The sequence below is a fragment of the Parathalassolituus penaei genome (genome assembly GCF_026626885.1).
In the GTDB taxonomy this organism is placed as follows: Bacteria; Pseudomonadota; Gammaproteobacteria; order Pseudomonadales; family Oceanobacteraceae; genus Oceanobacter; species Oceanobacter penaei.
This window is the reverse complement of the sequence record NZ_JAPNOA010000025.1, coordinates 104,408-120,753: the sequence shown is the minus strand read 5'-3', so window position 1 is coordinate 120,753 and position 16,346 is coordinate 104,408. Positions and strand designations below refer to the sequence as shown.

Here is a 16,346-nt window from a genome sequence, read left to right as displayed (position 1 = left end):
TATAAACCTGCTTACACCCACTCGCGGTGTGGCAGAAAATCCTTGTACAAACGTTCTTCCGGCGAGCCAGCTTCCGGCTGCCAGTCATAATCCCAGTGCACCACCGGCGGCAATGACATCAGGATGGATTCGGTGCGACCACCGGTCTGCAGACCAAAAATGGTGCCACGGTCGAACACCAGGTTGAACTCGACATAACGGCCGCGACGGTAACACTGGAACTTGCGCTCGCGTTCGCCGTATTCATGGGCCTTGCGCGCCGCCACAATCGGCACATACGCGTCGATATAACCGTTACCCACGGCCTGCATAAATGCAAAGCTGCGGTCGAAATCAGCACCCACATCCGGAGCATCCGGCCAGCGGTTGAGGTCATCGAAGAACAAGCCACCCACACCACGGCTTTCACCCCGGTGTTTCAGGAAGAAGTACTCGTCACACCATTTTTTGTAACGCGGGAAAGTCTCAGCGCCGAACGGCTCACACAGATCCTTGGCGGTCTGGTGCCAATGCACCACGTCTTCTTCAAACGGGTAAAACGGAGTCAGGTCGAAGCCACCACCAAACCACCATACCGGTTCTTCACCTTCTTTTTCCGCCACAAACAGACGGACGTTAGCGTGGGAAGTTGGTACGTACGGGTTGTGCGGGTGAATCACCAGCGACACCCCCATGGCCTGAAAACTGCGACCAGCCAGTTCCGGACGGGATGCCGTGGCAGAAGCAGGCAGGGCATCGCCTTTTACATGGGAAAAGTTAACGCCGCCTTTTTCAATCACCGCGCCGCTGGCAATCACCCGGGTACGACCACCACCCATCAGGCCCAGCGGGCCTTCCGGTTGTTCGCGTTCCCAGCTGTCTTCAGCAAAACAGGCACTGCCATCTTCGGCTTCCAGAGCAGCACAGATACGATCCTGCAGATCCAGCAGGTATGCCTTTACGGCTGCCACATCGCAGCGGGACTGACCAGTCATCATGACTCCTTAACGTAAGCGCTCACCGCTGAGCGTGCGAATTTCTGAAGGGTTTTTGCGCCCTCCGAGCTGGCCCGGGAGGATACCATCAAGCGCCGTTCCGAAATATTGACGCACCCGCAGGGAGGTACGTGCCGGTTCACGGCCAGCCGGATTGGCAGAGGTTGATACCAGCGGCCCGACCTGTTCACACAGGGCCCGCACCAGCGGATGATCCGGAATCCGTACCGCCAGCGAGGTATGGGTGCCACGCAGCAGTGGGGTCACCGACTCACGGCACGGCAGCACCCACGAAACCGGCCCCGGCCAGGTGGCCTGAACGGTCGCTTCATCGGCTTCTGACAGTGGTAACAACCAGGGCTCCAGCTGCTGCAGCGATGCCGCCACCAGCACCAGGCCCTTTTGCCATGGGCGAGCTTTCAGATCGAGAATCCGCTGGATCGCGGCTTCATTGGCAGGGTCACAACCCAGCCCCCAAACGGCCTCGGTTGGATACGCAAGGACACCACCGGCGCGAACACAGTTCACCGCCTGGGTCAGATGCCAGGAGTTGATAGGTAACAATCTGGGTGCTTCCTGATAACGATTTGCAAATAGCGATTTTGCGCACCCTACCCCATCACTCGGTGCATAACAAGCGGCCGCCCCAGCCGGTGATGCGGATACTGATGAGCAGTTATGGCACAAGCACCAAGCCGAGACGTCTTTCTGAAGCCCCTGAATGGCCAAAAAAAACACCAGCGCCGTCATCAGATATGCCACTTACTACTTTGTGCCCATATTTTTGCCGCAACGCTGTTCTGATTAACAATTTCCTTCTGCTGGCCAGCGCCGTAAAACAACGACAAACGTAGAACTGCTGGCCGCTATTGCTCGCTACGGACAACGTCTTGATCGTGCCAGCCGTTGCAGGCCTTTTGATACGTCCGCAAGGAAATTGAATTATTGGTCAGACCGGAATTTGTTTATGCTTCGCCGTCAGAAAAAGCAGATTGGATAACAACCGGATTAGCCTGGTATCGCTGCACAGGCAGGTATGCTGATAACCATCCATTCCTGTCTTGTGGCTATACCGGACAACCCGGCAGGATCCGCTGACGGCTATTCGAGTATTTACAATTCCCTTGCCACACTGTTTTCAGGTCCGTCACGACCGGATCACTACGAGTGCGTCAGACCCTTTACAGCACGGCCGTCGAACCGAATTTATAATACTGACAGGAGTGACCCCCTCATGAGCAAAGACCAGCAACGTATCGTGATTGTCGGCGGCGGTGCCGGCGGTCTGGAGCTGGCGACCTGTCTGGGCCACAAGCTGGGCCGCAAGGGCAAGGCCAGCATCAAGCTGATCGACCGTAACCGCACTCATATCTGGAAACCACTGTTGCACGAAGTGGCCAGTGGCACCCTCGATACCGGCACTCAGAGCGTTTCCTACTTTGCCCATGGCGCCCGTCACGGCTACCAGTTTGAGCTGGGGCAGCTCATGGACGTGGACGTGGTCAACAAGACGATTACCCTTGCCTCACGCCACAACTCCAATCCGGACTCACCACGTTCTACCCGCGTGGTGGAATACGATCAGCTGATTCTGGGCATTGGCTCGATCAGCAACGACTTCGGCGTTCCGGGCATCCAGCAGCACTGCTTTATGCTCGACTCACTCAAGCAAGCTGAACGTTTCCACACCACCCTGATTGATCGTTTCACCGAGATTCACCAGGACCATTCTGGCGAGCGTCTGCGTATTGCCATTGTTGGCGCTGGCGCTACCGGTGTGGAGCTGTCCGCTGAACTCTACAAGGTGACCGAACTGCTGACGGTATACGGCATGGCCGGTATGTCGCAGCGTCAGCTGGAAGTGAATCTGATCGAAGCGGGCCCACGGGTACTGCCAGCACTGCCAGAGCGTATTTCCACTACCGTCAGCCATGAGTTGCGGGAACTGGGTGTGAATATCCGTACCTCGGTTGCCGTCGTAGCCGCCGATGAAAAAGGTCTGCAAACCAAGGAAGGCGAACGTATTGATGCCGACCTGATGGTCTGGGCGGCCGGTGTCAAAGCGCCCGACGTGGTGCGCAACATCAAGGGCCTCGACCTGACCCGCAGCAACCAGATTCGCGTCAACGATTACCTGCAGGCCACCAGCCCGGAAGGTTATGTGATCAAGGATTTGTGGATCATTGGCGACTGCGCCGCCTTCACCGGTGCCGATGGCCGTCAGGTACCACCACGCGCCCAGTCTGCCCACCAGATGGCCAGCAACGTCTACGCCAACATCATGAACCTGCGTAACGGCAAGCCACTCAAGGGCTTTGAGTATCATGACCACGGCTCGCTGGTGAGCCTCAGCAGCTACAGCGCGGTCGGCACTCTGATGGGCAACCTGACCCGCAAGTCGATGTTTGTGGAAGGCAATATGGCTCGCCTGTTCTACATCTCGCTGTATCGCATGCACCAGCTGGCGATTCACGGCAAGGTCCGTGGCGCTCTGATTGTCGCCGCCGACTGGCTGAGCAAGGCGGTAAAACCGAAAATGAAACTCCACTGATTCAGGCCGATCGCGCCTGTTCACCTACAGCGAAGCATAAAAAAACCGGCGCAGCCGGTTTTTTTATGCGAATTTTCTGAGGCAGGATACAGGCATCGACTCAGCGCAAACGCCGATAACCACCGGCCTGTTTCTGCAGCCAGCCATCCAGTTCGTACTCCATCAGACGCGGCAACAACTGGGCAATCGCCAGTCCGGAACGGATCGCCAGCACATCAACACTGGTGCCCTGATAATCTACCAGGGTCACCAGTTCTGGTACCGGCATACAAACCACACTGTCTGGCGCATGGGTGACACTGAGCTGGAAAATCCCCACCCCTTCCAGCACCTCTGAAGCGTTTTGTACCAGCAAGGCACCGTCGCGAATCAGCTGATGACAGCCATGACTGAGCGGGTTGGTCACCGCACCAGGCAAGGCCATGACATCGCGGCCCTGGCTGGCCGCCAGCCGGGCGGTGATCAGTGATCCCGATTTGACGGCAGCCTCGGCCACCACAACGGCCTGACAAAGACCACTGACAATGCGGTTACGCGCCGGAAAATGCGCCGCCAACGGCTGGGTACCCGGTGCAAATTCAGACAACAACAAACCCTGATGAGCAATCCGTTGCATCAGATTGTTATGGCGTTTCGGGTACGCCACATCAGCCCCACATCCCAGCACCGCAATGGTTGTACCGGTGCTCAACGCTCCTTCGTGCGCCGCACCGTCAATGCCCAGCGCCAGCCCACTGACTACACATACGCCAGCAGCAGCCAGATCACGGCCACACTGGAACGCCCAGTCACGGGCATAAGGCGTCGGGTTACGGCTGCCGACAATCGCCACACAAGGCATATCCAGCAGTGCCAACTGGCCACGCCAGTACAGGAAGGTGGGTGCATCGCTGAGAGCGGCCAGTGCTTCCGGGTAATGATCCATACCAGCCAGCAGCACTCCCTGACCGGGTTGCAGGCACCAGTTCAAGAGCACATCAAAGCCCTGGTCCAGTGACGCATCGTGCAGCCAGCGTTCACAGGCAGCCGGATTCAGGCCAGCAGCGGCCAGCAAATCCACACCCTGATCGGGCAAATCGTAAGGAGATTGAAGATTCTGGCGTAACTCGCTCAGTGTGACCGTACCAACACCAGGCAATCGGGCCAGACGCCACCAGGCGCGGTAAAGAGATTGGGTACGCTCATCCATGAGCAGACTCCTGTTGCTATTGGGGTAGCGAGGGGCCGAATAGCTGGCCCCACAGGTAGAGGCAGGGTGAACACAACAGGCTCACCCGCCAATCCGAATCAATCCGGAGAAGAGAAGGTATCACCCACACGCAGTGGACGGGTGGCTTTCATGATCAGCGCATAGGACATCTTGTCGAAGGTACGGAACACCATCATGCTGCCCGCACGTTCTTCCGGCAGACGCACCTTGTCGCCCTGCACACGGTCAACCACCACGGCACCGGCTTTTTTCACCAGCAGCACGTCACCAACCGCCAGGCCATCACGCTCACCGCGGTTCAGAACCACCACGTTGTACTGGCCAACCTGGGAGACACCACCGGATACCGCCAGGATCTGGCCGTGCACATCACGTTCCGGCGCTTTCGGGAAGAATCGGGTTACCAGGGTACGGTCTTCGGTTGGCAGCAGTACGTCACCAATACGAACCTGTTCACTGGTGCGATCCAGTTCTACAGTAGCAATGTCACCCTGCACTCCAATCTGACGGGCCAGACCAATGCCCAGCGCCTCAAGCCCCAGCACTTCGCCGGTTTCCGGATCACGATAGACCTGACCACGACGGTAGATACTAAACGCTTCTATATTTTGCTGGTTAAAGTTGCCACGTGCATAGGCGTTGGAACCGGCCCCCAATACAACGTGGTTATCTTCACCCGCGATAATACGGGGAGCATTGACCAGATCTTCTTCACGTACCACGCGGTGTTCTTTCAGATAACCACGGATAGATTCTGCCGGAATAGCCGGAATAGCGGACTCAATCGGCTCAACACGAGCCGTTGGCTGCAGGCGGTTTTTGTCGCCACCCGGGGTCAGTTTGACGGTACGGCTGGAATCTCCACGCTCCAGCACACCCACACGGGTCTCGCCGTTCACGTTGATCAGACCAATACGGTCGCCCGGGAAAATCAGGTGCGGGTTTTCGATCTGGGTGTTCTGGTGCCAGATTTCCGGCCATTTCCACGGATCGTTGGTGAATCGTTCAGAAATGTCCCAGAGGGTATCTCCCGGTACCACCACGTATTCCTGTGGAGCGTTTGGCAGCAGCTCAAGAGCCGAGACCTGACTGGTCAAACCGACCAGCATGACTGCCAGCAAACGCTTGATGGTTTTGCTCATCCTGTATTCCCTTTATTATTCCGGCAATAACCGGATACTAATCAACAACCGTGGCGACTGCGCTCGCGCCCGCGTCTGTGACAACGTAACAGGCGCTTTACCGGCGACCGGCATGCAAGGTCAGAACGCGGCAAGTTTAGCAAGCCACCACCCACAAGTTCTATAAGCACAGCAGATCTATGGCCATACTGGAAATTCTGGAATATCCCGACCAACGCCTGCGCACTGTCGCCGCGCCGGTCACCGTTGTTGACGATCGCGTTCGCGCCATCCTCGCTGACATGTTTGAAACCATGTACAAGGCTCCGGGCATCGGCCTGGCGGCCACGCAGGTCAACATCCATGAGCGCATCATTACCATTGATGTCAGTGAAGACAAGTCTGAACCGCTGGTCTTTATCAATCCTGAGATCCAGGTCTTGCCTGGGGAAGAGCAGACCATGCAGGAAGGTTGCCTGTCGGTTCCGGGCTTCTACGAAGACGTAACCCGCATTGAGCACTGCCTGGTAAAAGCCATCGACAAGGATGGTAACGCCTTCGAAATGGAATGCACCGGCCTGCTGGCGGTGTGTATCCAGCACGAGGTTGATCACCTGAACGGCAAGCTGATGGTGGATTACATTTCGCCGCTGAAGCGCAACCGTATCAAGGACAAGCTCGAGAAAAAACACAAGGCGGAAGCCCGTGGGGGTAAACGCTGATATGGCGCTGAGAATCGTCTTTGCCGGAACTCCCGAGTTCGCGGCCATTCACCTGCAGGCGCTGGTTAACAGCGAACACGAGATTGTGGGCGTTTACAGCCAGCCGGATCGCCCGGCCAATCGTGGCAAAAAACTGCAGGCCAGCCCGGTCAAGGAAGTGGCACTGGCTCATAATCTGCCAGTATTCCAGCCACTGAATTTCCGCAATGACGAGGATGTTGCCACCCTCGCCAGCCTCAACGCTGACGTCATGATTGTGGTGGCCTACGGCCTGATCCTGCCGCAGCGGGTGCTGGACACGCCAAAATTTGGCTGTCTGAACGTGCATGGCTCGTTGCTGCCACGCTGGCGTGGTGCAGCGCCGATCCAGCGCTGTATCGAAGCCGGTGACAAGGTTACCGGTATTACCATCATGCAGATGAATGCTGGTCTGGATACCGGTGACATGCTGAGCAAGGTCACCACCGGCATCATGGCCGACGACAACGGCGGCACTCTGCACGACCGTCTGGCCAGCATGGGCCCGGCCGCCCTGCTCGACACTCTGAAACAGCTGGAAGCGGGCCAACTGCAGCCGGAAGTCCAGAACGATGCCTTGGCTAACTACGCTCACAAGCTCAGCAAGGAAGAAGCCCTGATCAACTGGGCTGACGACGCCGCGGTGCTGGAACGTCGCATTCGTGCCTTTAACCCGTTCCCGGTGGCCTACACCCTGCTGGGTGATGAGCGTGTCCGGGTTCTGAACGCTACTATCAGTGATGAGCACAGCCGCGCCCTGCCCGGCACCATTGTCGCCGTCAGCCCGCAAGGCATCGACGTTGCCTGTGGTGATGGTGTGCTGCGTCTGCAACAGATCCAGCTGGCCGGTAAAAAAGCCATGCAGGTTGCCGATGTCATTAATGGCCAACCCCATCTGTTCCAGCCCAACTATCTGCTGTCATCACAGCACTGAGGTCCTGATTGAAACCGTCTTCTGCCGAGCAGACCCACGACTGGCGTTTGCCAGCCACTGACAATCCACGGGCGCTGGCCGCCGCAGGCCTGCTGCAGGTTATGCACGGTCACTCCCTGAATCAGGTACTGCCGCTGCTCGATCGTGCCGTGCGGCCAGAAGACCGGGGTTTCCTGCGTGACCTGCTGCTCGGCAGCTGCCGTTATTACCAGCGCCTCAACGCCATTGCCAAGATGCTGTTGAGCAAACCCTTTGCCGACAGCGCCGAGGTGTTACACGCCCTGCTGATTGTTGGCCTCTACCAGCTGGATGGCCAGAATCGCGCCGAGCACGCGGCGGTGCATGCCACGGTGAGCGCCTGCGACGATCTGCGTCAGGGGCAGGCGCGGGCGGTCATCAACGCCTGCCTGCGCCGCTTCCTGCGTGAGCGGGACAGCCTGGTGGAAAGTCTGGCTGACAACCCGGTCACCGCCACCAGCCACCCGAAATGGCTGGTGAAGCTGCTCGACAAGGCCTGGGGCGAACAGGCGAATACCATTCTGGCTGCCAACAACGAGCGCGCACCGCTGTGCCTGCGGGTTAACCAGCGCCGTTACAGCCGCGAGCAATACCTGCAGCTGCTGACGCAAGCCGGGATTGAAGCCCGCGCCGGTGAATTCACCCGCCACAGTATTTATCTGGAGCAAGGCTGTGACGTCACCAGCCTGCCCGGATTCGCCGACGGTGCTGTCAGCGTGCAGGACGAAGCCGCCCAGCTCGCCGCCGAACTGCTGGCACCCCAGGCCGGGGAACGCATTCTCGATGCCTGTGCCGCACCGGGCGGCAAAAGCTGCCACCTGCTGGAATCCGCTGACATTGATCTGACCGCGGTTGAACTGGAAGAAAGCCGGGTACCGCGTATTCACGAGAACCTCGCCCGTCTGGGACTGAGTGCCACCGTGGTATGCGACGATGCGGCAGAACCATCCCGCTGGTGGAACGGCGAGGCCTTTGACGCCATCCTGCTGGATGCACCATGCTCAGCGACCGGCGTAATCCGCCGCCATCCGGACATCAAGATGCTGCGTCGCCGTGAAGACATCGACCAGCTGCAGGCCATTCAGGCACATATTCTCGACAGTAACTGGTCGCTGCTGAAACCGGGCGGCCGCCTGCTGTACGCCACCTGCTCGGTTCTGCCACAAGAGAACAGTGAACAGATCGGGGCATTCCTGAATCGGCATAATGATGCGACCTTAATATCACTGGACAAGCCCTGGGGATGGTCCTGTAATGCCGGGCGACAACTGTTCCCGACATTGGCCGGGCCGGATGGATTCTTTTATGCCCTGCTGGTGAAGTCGGCAGCAGATAACGTTGTTCCCGGAGAACAGCCTGTATGAAAATCATTATTCTCGGAGCTGGCCAGGTAGGCGGCACACTGGCCGAAAACCTCGCGGTAGAACACAACGACATCACCGTGGTCGACACCGACCAGGTACGTCTACGCGAACTGCAGGACCGTATCGACATCAAGACCGTTTCCGGTCACGGTTCCTACCCGCAGGTACTGCGCGATGCCGGAGCCGACGATGCCGACATGCTGGTGGCGGTGACCAACTCCGACGAAACCAACATGGTGGCGTGCCAGGTCGCTTATACCCTGTTCCGCACCCCCACCAAGATCAGCCGTATTCGCTCCAACTTCTATCTGAAACAGCCCGAGCTGTTCCGTAATGATGCCTTTCCGATCGACGTGCTGATTTCCCCGGAGCAAGTGGTTACTAACTACATCCGCCGCTTGCTGGAATACCCGGGTGCCCTGCAGGTACTCGACTTCGCCGATGAACGTGTGCAGCTGGTGGCGGTAAAAGCCTACTACGGCGGCCCACTGGTGGGTCAGGCCATCAACCAGCTCAAACACCACTTGCCCGATGTCGACAGCCGCGTGGCCGCGGTATTCCGTCGTGGCAAGGCCATTGAGCCTACCGGTGATACCGTTATTGAAGCCGATGACGAAGTGTTCTTTGTCGCCGCCAAGGAGCACATCAGCCTGGTAATGGCCGAGCTGCGCCGCACCGAAGATTCCTACAAACGCATCATGATCGCCGGTGGCGGTAACATTGGTTATCGCCTCGCCAAGACGCTGGAGAAGGAATACAACATCAAGATTCTCGAGCACAACAAACTGCGTGCCCGTTATCTGAGTGAAAACCTCAACCGCGCCGTGGTGCTGCTCGGCAGCGCAACCGACAAGGCGTTGCTGGAAGAAGAAAACATCGAAAGCACCGACGTGTTCTGCGCCCTCACCAACGACGACGAGGTCAACATCATGTCGTCGCTGCTGGCCAAACGTCTGGGTGCCCGCAAGGTGATGACCCTGATCAACAAGGCCGCTTACGTGGATCTGGTTCAGGGTGGCACCATCGACGTGGCGATTTCGCCACAACAGGCCACCATCGGCAGCCTGCTCACTCACGTGCGCCGTGGCGACGTAGTTAATGTTCACTCACTGCGCCGTGGCGCGGCCGAGGCCATCGAAGCCATCGCCCACGGTGACAAGAACTCCTCCAAGGTAGTCGGCCGTTCCATCCGTGAAATCCGCCTGCCACCTGGCACCACCATTGGTGCCATCGTGCGAGGTGAAACCGTGATCATGGCAACCTCGGATGTGGTCGTGGAATCGGATGACCACGTGATCCTGTTCGTGATGGACAAACGTCACATTGCCGATGTGGAGCGTCTGTTCCAGGTAGGTCTCGGCTTCTTCTGATCAGGGACGTTCGCGTTAATGAATTTTTCAGTTATTTCGAGGGTGCTGGGTATCTTTCTGATGCTCTTCAGCCTCACCATGCTGCCCCCCATAATGGTGTCCTGGTATTACCAGGACGGAGCCATCGTGGCGTTCACAACCGCTCTGCTGGCCACCTTTGGTCTCGGTTTTATGTGCTGGGCGCCGGTCTACAACGTTCATAACGACCTGCGTACCCGTGACGGTTTTGTCATCACCGTGCTGTTCTGGCTGGTGCTGGCACTGTCGGGGTCATTCCCGTTTATGCTGGCGCAAAGCCCCGGCCTGAGTTTCACCGACGCCTTTTTTGAATCCCTGTCCGGCTGGACCACCACCGGTGCCACCATCATGACCGGCCTTGATGACCTGCCGCAGAGTATTCTCTGGTATCGCCAGCAGCTGCAGTGGCTGGGCGGTATGGGGTTGATTGTGCTGGCGGTAGCGATTCTGCCGATGCTGGGGATTGGCGGTATGCAGCTGTTCCGCGCCGAGATTCCAGGGCCGCTGAAAGACTCGAAACTGACGCCGCGAATCACCGAAACCGCCAAGGCGCTGTGGTACATCTACATGATCCTGACCATCCTCTGTGCCCTTGGTTACTGGGCGGCAGGGATGACCCTGTTTGATGCGGTTGGCCACAGTTTTGCCACCGTGGCGATTGGTGGATTCTCCACCCATGATGCATCTCTCGGCTATTTCGACAGCCCGGTGATAGAGATGATTGCCGTGTTTTTTATGCTGATCTCGTCGATCAACTTTGCCCTGCACTTCTTCGCCTGGCGTTATCACTCCATCAGCCATTACCTGCGCGATTCCGAAGTGAAGTTTTTCTTCTTTGTGATTTTTGGCGGGATTTTCCTGACCATTCCAGCGTTGTGGCTGACCGAAACCTACGACCTCAGCGACTCCATCCGCTACGGTATTTTTGAAGTGGTATCGGTGGCCACCACCACAGGTTTTGGCACCGCCGACTTCTCATCATGGCCGATTTTCCTGCCGGTGCTGTTATTCATGATGGCGTTTGTGGGAGGCTGTGCCGGTTCCACGGGAGGTGGCATGAAAGCCATTCGTATCCTGCTGATTTTTCGCCAGGGCTATCGCGAGATCAAACGCCTGATTCACCCCAATGCTGTGATTCCGGTGAAGGTCGGACGGCAGGCGGTGAATGAACGGGTGCTGGAAGCGGTATGGGGATTTTTTGCGCTCTACATCATGACCTATATGGTGATGATGCTGCTGTTGCTGGCCACCGGTATTGATCACGTCACGGCGTTTTCAGCGGTTGGTGCCTGCCTCAACAACCTCGGTCCGGGTCTCGGTGCAGTGGCCACTCACTACGGTGATATTGGTGATGCCGCCAAGTGGATTCTGTCGTTCACCATGTTGCTCGGGCGACTGGAGATTTTTACCCTGCTGGTACTGATCAGCCCGGCCTTCTGGCGCGCCTGATACGCGCCAGAAACCGCCCGACCACCCATATTTTTATGGCACTCCGGCCGCCTTGTACGGGTTCGGCTTGCCTTCGCCCTGACGCTTGAAGCGTTTGTAGGTCCACTGGTACTGCTCAGGTGCCAGTGCCACTACCCGTTCCACACAACGGTTCAGTTCAGTACAGGCCACTTCGGCATCGTCGGAGTACAGGCGTGCGTCTGGCTCCATAAAATGCAGATCAAAACCATCAGCATCCGGACGACGAATACAGGCGGCAATAATCGCGCGCGCGCCGGTACGCTGGAACAGTTCAAACGGCATACGGGCGGTTAACGCCGGCATTCCCATAAACGGCACCAGCAAACCACTGCGTTCCTCCGGCTCCTGATCTGGCAGAAAACCGGCGTTGCCGCCTTTTTGCAGGGTCTTGAACAGGGTACGAACACCGGTCGGAGTGGTTGGTACCATCACCGCCCCGGAGTTCTCACGACGTTTTTTCATCCACTCACTGAATACCGGGTTACGTGCCGGTTTGTACATGATGGCAATTTCACAATGCGCCGCCACGTAGGTGTTCAGCAATTCCCAGTTACCGATATGGGGCGCCATCACCAGCAAACCACGGGTATCGGCCAGCGCGGCCTGAAACAGCTCAACGTTATGTACCTGACGCACCAGACCCAGCAGCTCGTCATTGCTACGGCCCCAGAAGGTTCCCATCTCGGCACCAGCCATACCGTTATGCAGCAAAGTAGTACGCAGCAGGGCTTCACGTTCCGGTTCAGTCTTGTCGGGATACACCGCCGCCAGATTGACCCGGGCCACTTCACGGGCGCGGGTACGGCGTGCATACAGGTAACGCCCCAGCAGCCGACCAATGGCCTGGGCCTGCCCCAGCGGGATCATGCCCAGCATTCGAATAACGGCGATCATCAGCCATCCGGACAGTTGTGTCACAACCCTATCCTCACCATAACCTGAAAGCCTCGCAGTGTACGGCCTACGCCGAGCCTGACAAGAGTGCTATGCGCCATTGTCGGGTAAACAGCTTTGCTACACTTTCGGAATTCATCCGGGAATGTTGCCAATGCCTCCATCAAAACCGTCACTGGATAACCTGCGCCTGCTGGTCATTGATGACATGGTGGAAGCTCGTAGCTCGATCAAACGGATGGCCACCGAACTCGGTGCCAAACGGATTGATACCGCCATGGATGGTGATCAGGCCACCGAGCTGATCCGCAATAATGACTACGACCTGATCCTGTCCGACTACAACCTCGGCAAAGGCCGTGACGGCCAGCAGGTACTGGAAGAAGCCCGTTACAGCGGCCGCCTGCGCTACGACTCGGTGTTTGTCATGATCACCGGTGAAAACGCCGCCGATATGGTGATGGGCGCCCTCGAATACGAACCCGATGCCTATCTCACCAAACCCATCACCATGGGTATGTTAGGACAACGCCTGTGGCGGATTTTCGAAATCCGGCGCCAGCTGTCGCCGCTGTATCAGGCCATGAATCGCCGCCAGCAGGACAAGGCCATCGAACTGGCCAACAGCCTGCTGCTCGAAATGCCACGTATGCTGGGGCCGATTACCCGCATTCTTGGCCCCCTGTACATGCACAAGGAGGAGTACAACAACGCCATCCGGGTTTATTCCAGCCTGCTCAACGAACACAAGGTGTCGTGGGCGCGCCTTGGGCAAGCCATTTGCCTGCATCATCTCGGTGACTCGTTAAGTGCAATTGCCCTGCTCAAGGATATTCTGCGCAGCCATCCCCGCTACGTGCAGTGTTACGACTGGATGGCACGTATTTATCTGAGTATGGGCGACGCCGATTACGCCCTGCAGTTGTTACAAAAAGCCGCCTCTATTTCTCCCAAGGCCGTGTTACGTCAGAGTGAACTGGGCCAACTGGCGGATCGTCAGCAGAACTGGGAAGTGGCCGCCAATGCCTGGGAACAGGTGGTGCGGCTCGGTCGTCATTCCTGTTACAAAAACGCCGAATCCTATTTTCGCTTTGCCGATGCCGCCAATCAGCTGATTGAGTCAGATCGGGTGACATACAAACGTTTGAGCGATAAAGTGGCGCGCGCTCTCAATGAGGTCCTCAACGACTTCAGTCAACAACCCGCTATCCAGCTGCGCAGCTGGCTGGCGCAAGGCCGTTTATTCAAGAGTTGTGCCCAGCCTGACAAGGCCAGACACGCTCTGCTGATGGCCGAACAGCTTTACCACAAGATGGAACACCCGGCCGCCGGTGACACCATTGCGCTCTCAGCAGCGCTGGTGCAGTCTGGTAATCACGTCAAGGCCAAGGAACTGCTGCAAGCCATGGAGGCCATCGACGAGCGGGATCAGCTGATGCAGGAACTGGATGAAGCCGTCATCCGCCAGCACAGTGATGAAACCAATGCTCGCGGGGTAAGTCTGTATGAGGCTGGCGACCTGTTCGCCGCCATGAGAGCGTTTGATGATGCCATCTCCCATCAGGAAGCCGGTATCAGTGTGCTGCTCAACGCCATTCAGGTACGAGTCAGCATTGCCCAGGGCAAGCAGTGTGATCCACAGCTTCGCCAGAGTCTTATCGTGCAATGTCGCCCGCTGTTCCAGCGTATTGGAGCCATTGCCAGCACAGACGAGCGTTACGATCGTTACCATCGATTGCGCGCCAGTTTTACCCGGTTGCTTCAGGAGGCAGCCCAATGAAATTTGAATACATGGTCGGGGCCGTTATTCACGACCTCAAAAACCAGCTGCAAACCTTACTGGCCTGCGAACAGGAAGCCCTGTCGCACATACCCGAACAGTACCACGACCTGCTCAAGCCGATTTTGCAGAACACCAATCGCCTGCAGAACGACACCATGCAGATGATGACCCTGTTCCGCATGGAAAAAGAGCGCGACTTCCCGATGGACGACGCCTGGCCACACGACACGGCACTGGATGCCATTGAATCGACTCAGCTGCAGTTTCCGAATATCCGTTTTGTGAACGATATTCCCGAAGAGATCCAGGCGTTTTACAGCGAAGACCTGATCCATCTGGCGCTGGTCACCCTCATCACCAACAGTGCCCAGGCCGGTGCCACCCGCATTCGCCTGAGCGCCGTACAAGACAACGGCCTGACCATTCGTCTCGAAGACAACGGCCACGGTTTTGACCAGAGCGTGCTCAACGGCGAACAGATCACCACCAAAAACGGTGGCAGCGGCCTCGGCCTGTATCTGATCCGCCAGATTGCCGAACACCACTCCAGCTCCGACACCGCTGGCAAGGTGCGCTGCAGCAACCTGCCAAAAGGTGGTGCTGAAGTCTGCCTGTTCCTGCCAGTGCTCTGAGCACTCATCAGACAAGAACAACGGAAACGGCGCTATTTACAGCGCCGTTTTTGTTGGTGTTATAACCATTACATACGGGCATGCGGACCAAAAACCTCATAATGAATACGTCCTGCATCAACACCCAACTGAATCAGTTCCTGATGAATGACCTGCATAAATGCAACAGGCCCGCAGAGACAGAATTCACCATCCAGTAATGGCAAATCGCCAGCCATAAGGCTCAGATTCATGCGCCCAGCTCGCTGTTGTGCAGAACCAGATTCAGCCTCCTCGTACCAACAAACAGTCTGTAACGGCAATTCACCGGCCAGCTGCTCCACTCGCTCGCGAAAGCTGTGTTGCCCGGCATTGGCACAGGCATGCAGCCACCACAGCTGACGACCGTTGTTTTCAGACGCCTCCGATTCCAGCATGGCCATTAGCGGTGTCACCCCAACACCAGCCGAAATCAACACCAGCGGCGCCTGACCAACCGGCTTCACGAAGTCTCCCACTGGAGCAAGCACATCCAGTTCATCACCAATCTGCAGAACATCATGTAAATAACCAGACACCAGCCCATGCGCTTCACGCTTTACCGAAATCCGGTAACGATCCGGCTGCCAGCAAGTCGACAGTGAATACTGGCGCATAGCACGATATCCATGCGGCTCCGGTTGCAGCTCCAACCCCAGATATTGACCGGGCTGGTAAGTAGGCAAGACACCACCATCAACCGGTGTAAGCCACAGGCTGCTCACCAAGGCAGACTCTGTCTCCCGAGCCAGCAGACGGAAACGACGACGACCACGCCAGCCACCATTTTGTTGCTCATTTTGCTGGTAAATCGCCTCTTCACGACGAATCAGAATATCAGCAAGCAGATCGTAGGCAGCCGTCCATGCGGCTTCAACTTCACTGGTAAATTGTTCGGCAGCCAACTCCCTAAGGGTTGCCAGCAAATGCCCACCAACAATTGCGTATTGATGCGGCTGGATATCCAGGCTCGCGTGTTTATTAGCGATACGTTCCACAGCATCCACCAGCACCTCTGGTGTATCCAGATAACGAGCCCAGGCAGCAACCGCCTCGAACAGGGCCAGTGCCTGACGTCCAGAACGCTGATTGGCGCGGTTAAATACGTTTAACAACTCCGGATTGTGGCTGAACATACGCTTGTAAAAGTGCTCAGTCAGAGCAGGTCCAGCCTGCTCCAGCAATGGAATGGTACTTTTGACAATTTCAATGTGCTGTTGTGACAACATGCGAGTTTCCTCTTTAACAG

At 57.2% G+C, this 16,346-nt stretch carries 14 protein-coding genes; 8 read left to right on the top strand and 6 right to left on the bottom strand.

Annotated elements, in window-relative coordinates:
* Nucleotides 1–11 precede the first annotated feature (11 nt).
* Nucleotides 12–974 (bottom strand): oxygen-dependent coproporphyrinogen oxidase, encoded by a 963-nt coding sequence (hemF, locus tag OUO13_RS08785; RefSeq protein WP_283173498.1) that lies wholly within the window; start codon nt 972–974, stop codon nt 12–14.
* A gap of 9 nt (nt 975–983) precedes the next feature.
* Nucleotides 984–1,538, bottom strand: a complete 555-nt coding sequence (tsaC, locus tag OUO13_RS08780; RefSeq protein ID WP_346429344.1) for an L-threonylcarbamoyladenylate synthase type 1 TsaC — start codon at nt 1,536–1,538, stop codon at nt 984–986.
* Between the two features lie 670 nt (nt 1,539–2,208).
* Here tsaC and OUO13_RS08775 point away from each other — a divergent pair.
* Nucleotides 2,209–3,525: an NAD(P)/FAD-dependent oxidoreductase gene (locus OUO13_RS08775; protein ID WP_283173497.1), complete on the top strand. Its 1,317-nt coding sequence runs from the start codon at nt 2,209–2,211 to the stop codon at nt 3,523–3,525.
* Between the two features lie 100 nt (nt 3,526–3,625).
* On the opposite strand, the gene dprA is transcribed toward OUO13_RS08775, so the two are convergent.
* Entirely contained in the window at nt 3,626–4,714 is a 1,089-nt protein-coding gene (gene dprA, locus OUO13_RS08770) for a DNA-processing protein DprA (RefSeq protein WP_283173496.1), read from the bottom strand.
* A gap of 98 nt (nt 4,715–4,812) precedes the next feature.
* Nucleotides 4,813–5,877, bottom strand: a complete 1,065-nt coding sequence (locus tag OUO13_RS08765; protein ID WP_283173495.1) for a LysM peptidoglycan-binding domain-containing protein — start codon at nt 5,875–5,877, stop codon at nt 4,813–4,815.
* Nucleotides 5,878–6,056: 179 nt separating this feature from the next.
* Between OUO13_RS08765 and def the strand changes: the two genes are divergently transcribed.
* The 5 genes from def to OUO13_RS08740 are packed head-to-tail and all read left to right on the top strand — an operon-like array spanning nt 6,057 to nt 11,749.
* Entirely contained in the window at nt 6,057–6,578 is a 522-nt protein-coding gene (gene def, locus OUO13_RS08760) for a peptide deformylase (protein ID WP_283173494.1), read from the top strand.
* A 1-nt stretch (nt 6,579) separates the two neighbouring features.
* Complete coding sequence (gene fmt, locus OUO13_RS08755; protein WP_283173493.1) at nt 6,580–7,530, top strand: methionyl-tRNA formyltransferase; 951 nt, start codon at nt 6,580–6,582, stop codon at nt 7,528–7,530.
* 8 nt (nt 7,531–7,538) lie between these two features.
* Nucleotides 7,539–8,912 carry a 16S rRNA (cytosine(967)-C(5))-methyltransferase RsmB gene (rsmB, locus tag OUO13_RS08750; protein WP_283173492.1) on the top strand — a complete coding sequence of 458 codons (1,374 nt, stop codon included), beginning with the start codon at nt 7,539–7,541 and terminating at the stop codon, nt 8,910–8,912.
* Nucleotides 8,909–10,282: a Trk system potassium transporter TrkA gene (trkA, locus tag OUO13_RS08745; RefSeq protein ID WP_283173491.1), complete on the top strand. Its 1,374-nt coding sequence runs from the start codon at nt 8,909–8,911 to the stop codon at nt 10,280–10,282. Before rsmB ends, trkA begins: the two co-directional genes overlap by 4 nt.
* Nucleotides 10,283–10,300: 18 nt before the next feature.
* Nucleotides 10,301–11,749, top strand: a complete 1,449-nt coding sequence (locus OUO13_RS08740) for a TrkH family potassium uptake protein (RefSeq protein ID WP_283173490.1) — start codon at nt 10,301–10,303, stop codon at nt 11,747–11,749.
* A 33-nt stretch (nt 11,750–11,782) separates the two neighbouring features.
* Here OUO13_RS08740 and OUO13_RS08735 read toward each other — a convergent pair whose 3' ends face one another.
* Nucleotides 11,783–12,688 (bottom strand): lysophospholipid acyltransferase family protein, encoded by a 906-nt coding sequence (locus tag OUO13_RS08735; RefSeq protein ID WP_283173489.1) that lies wholly within the window; start codon nt 12,686–12,688, stop codon nt 11,783–11,785.
* A gap of 130 nt (nt 12,689–12,818) precedes the next feature.
* Between OUO13_RS08735 and OUO13_RS08730 the strand changes: the two genes are divergently transcribed.
* Nucleotides 12,819–14,444 (top strand): tetratricopeptide repeat-containing response regulator, encoded by a 1,626-nt coding sequence (locus OUO13_RS08730; RefSeq protein ID WP_283173488.1) that lies wholly within the window; start codon nt 12,819–12,821, stop codon nt 14,442–14,444.
* Complete coding sequence (locus OUO13_RS08725; RefSeq protein WP_283173487.1) at nt 14,441–15,079, top strand: sensor histidine kinase; 639 nt, start codon at nt 14,441–14,443, stop codon at nt 15,077–15,079. The genes OUO13_RS08730 and OUO13_RS08725 overlap by 4 nt, the downstream gene beginning before the upstream one ends.
* A 68-nt stretch (nt 15,080–15,147) precedes the next feature.
* Here OUO13_RS08725 and hmpA read toward each other — a convergent pair whose 3' ends face one another.
* A complete protein-coding gene (hmpA, locus tag OUO13_RS08720) occupies nt 15,148–16,326 on the bottom strand; it encodes an NO-inducible flavohemoprotein (RefSeq protein WP_283173486.1) in 1,179 nt (392 codons plus the stop codon).
* Nucleotides 16,327–16,346 lie beyond the last annotated feature (20 nt).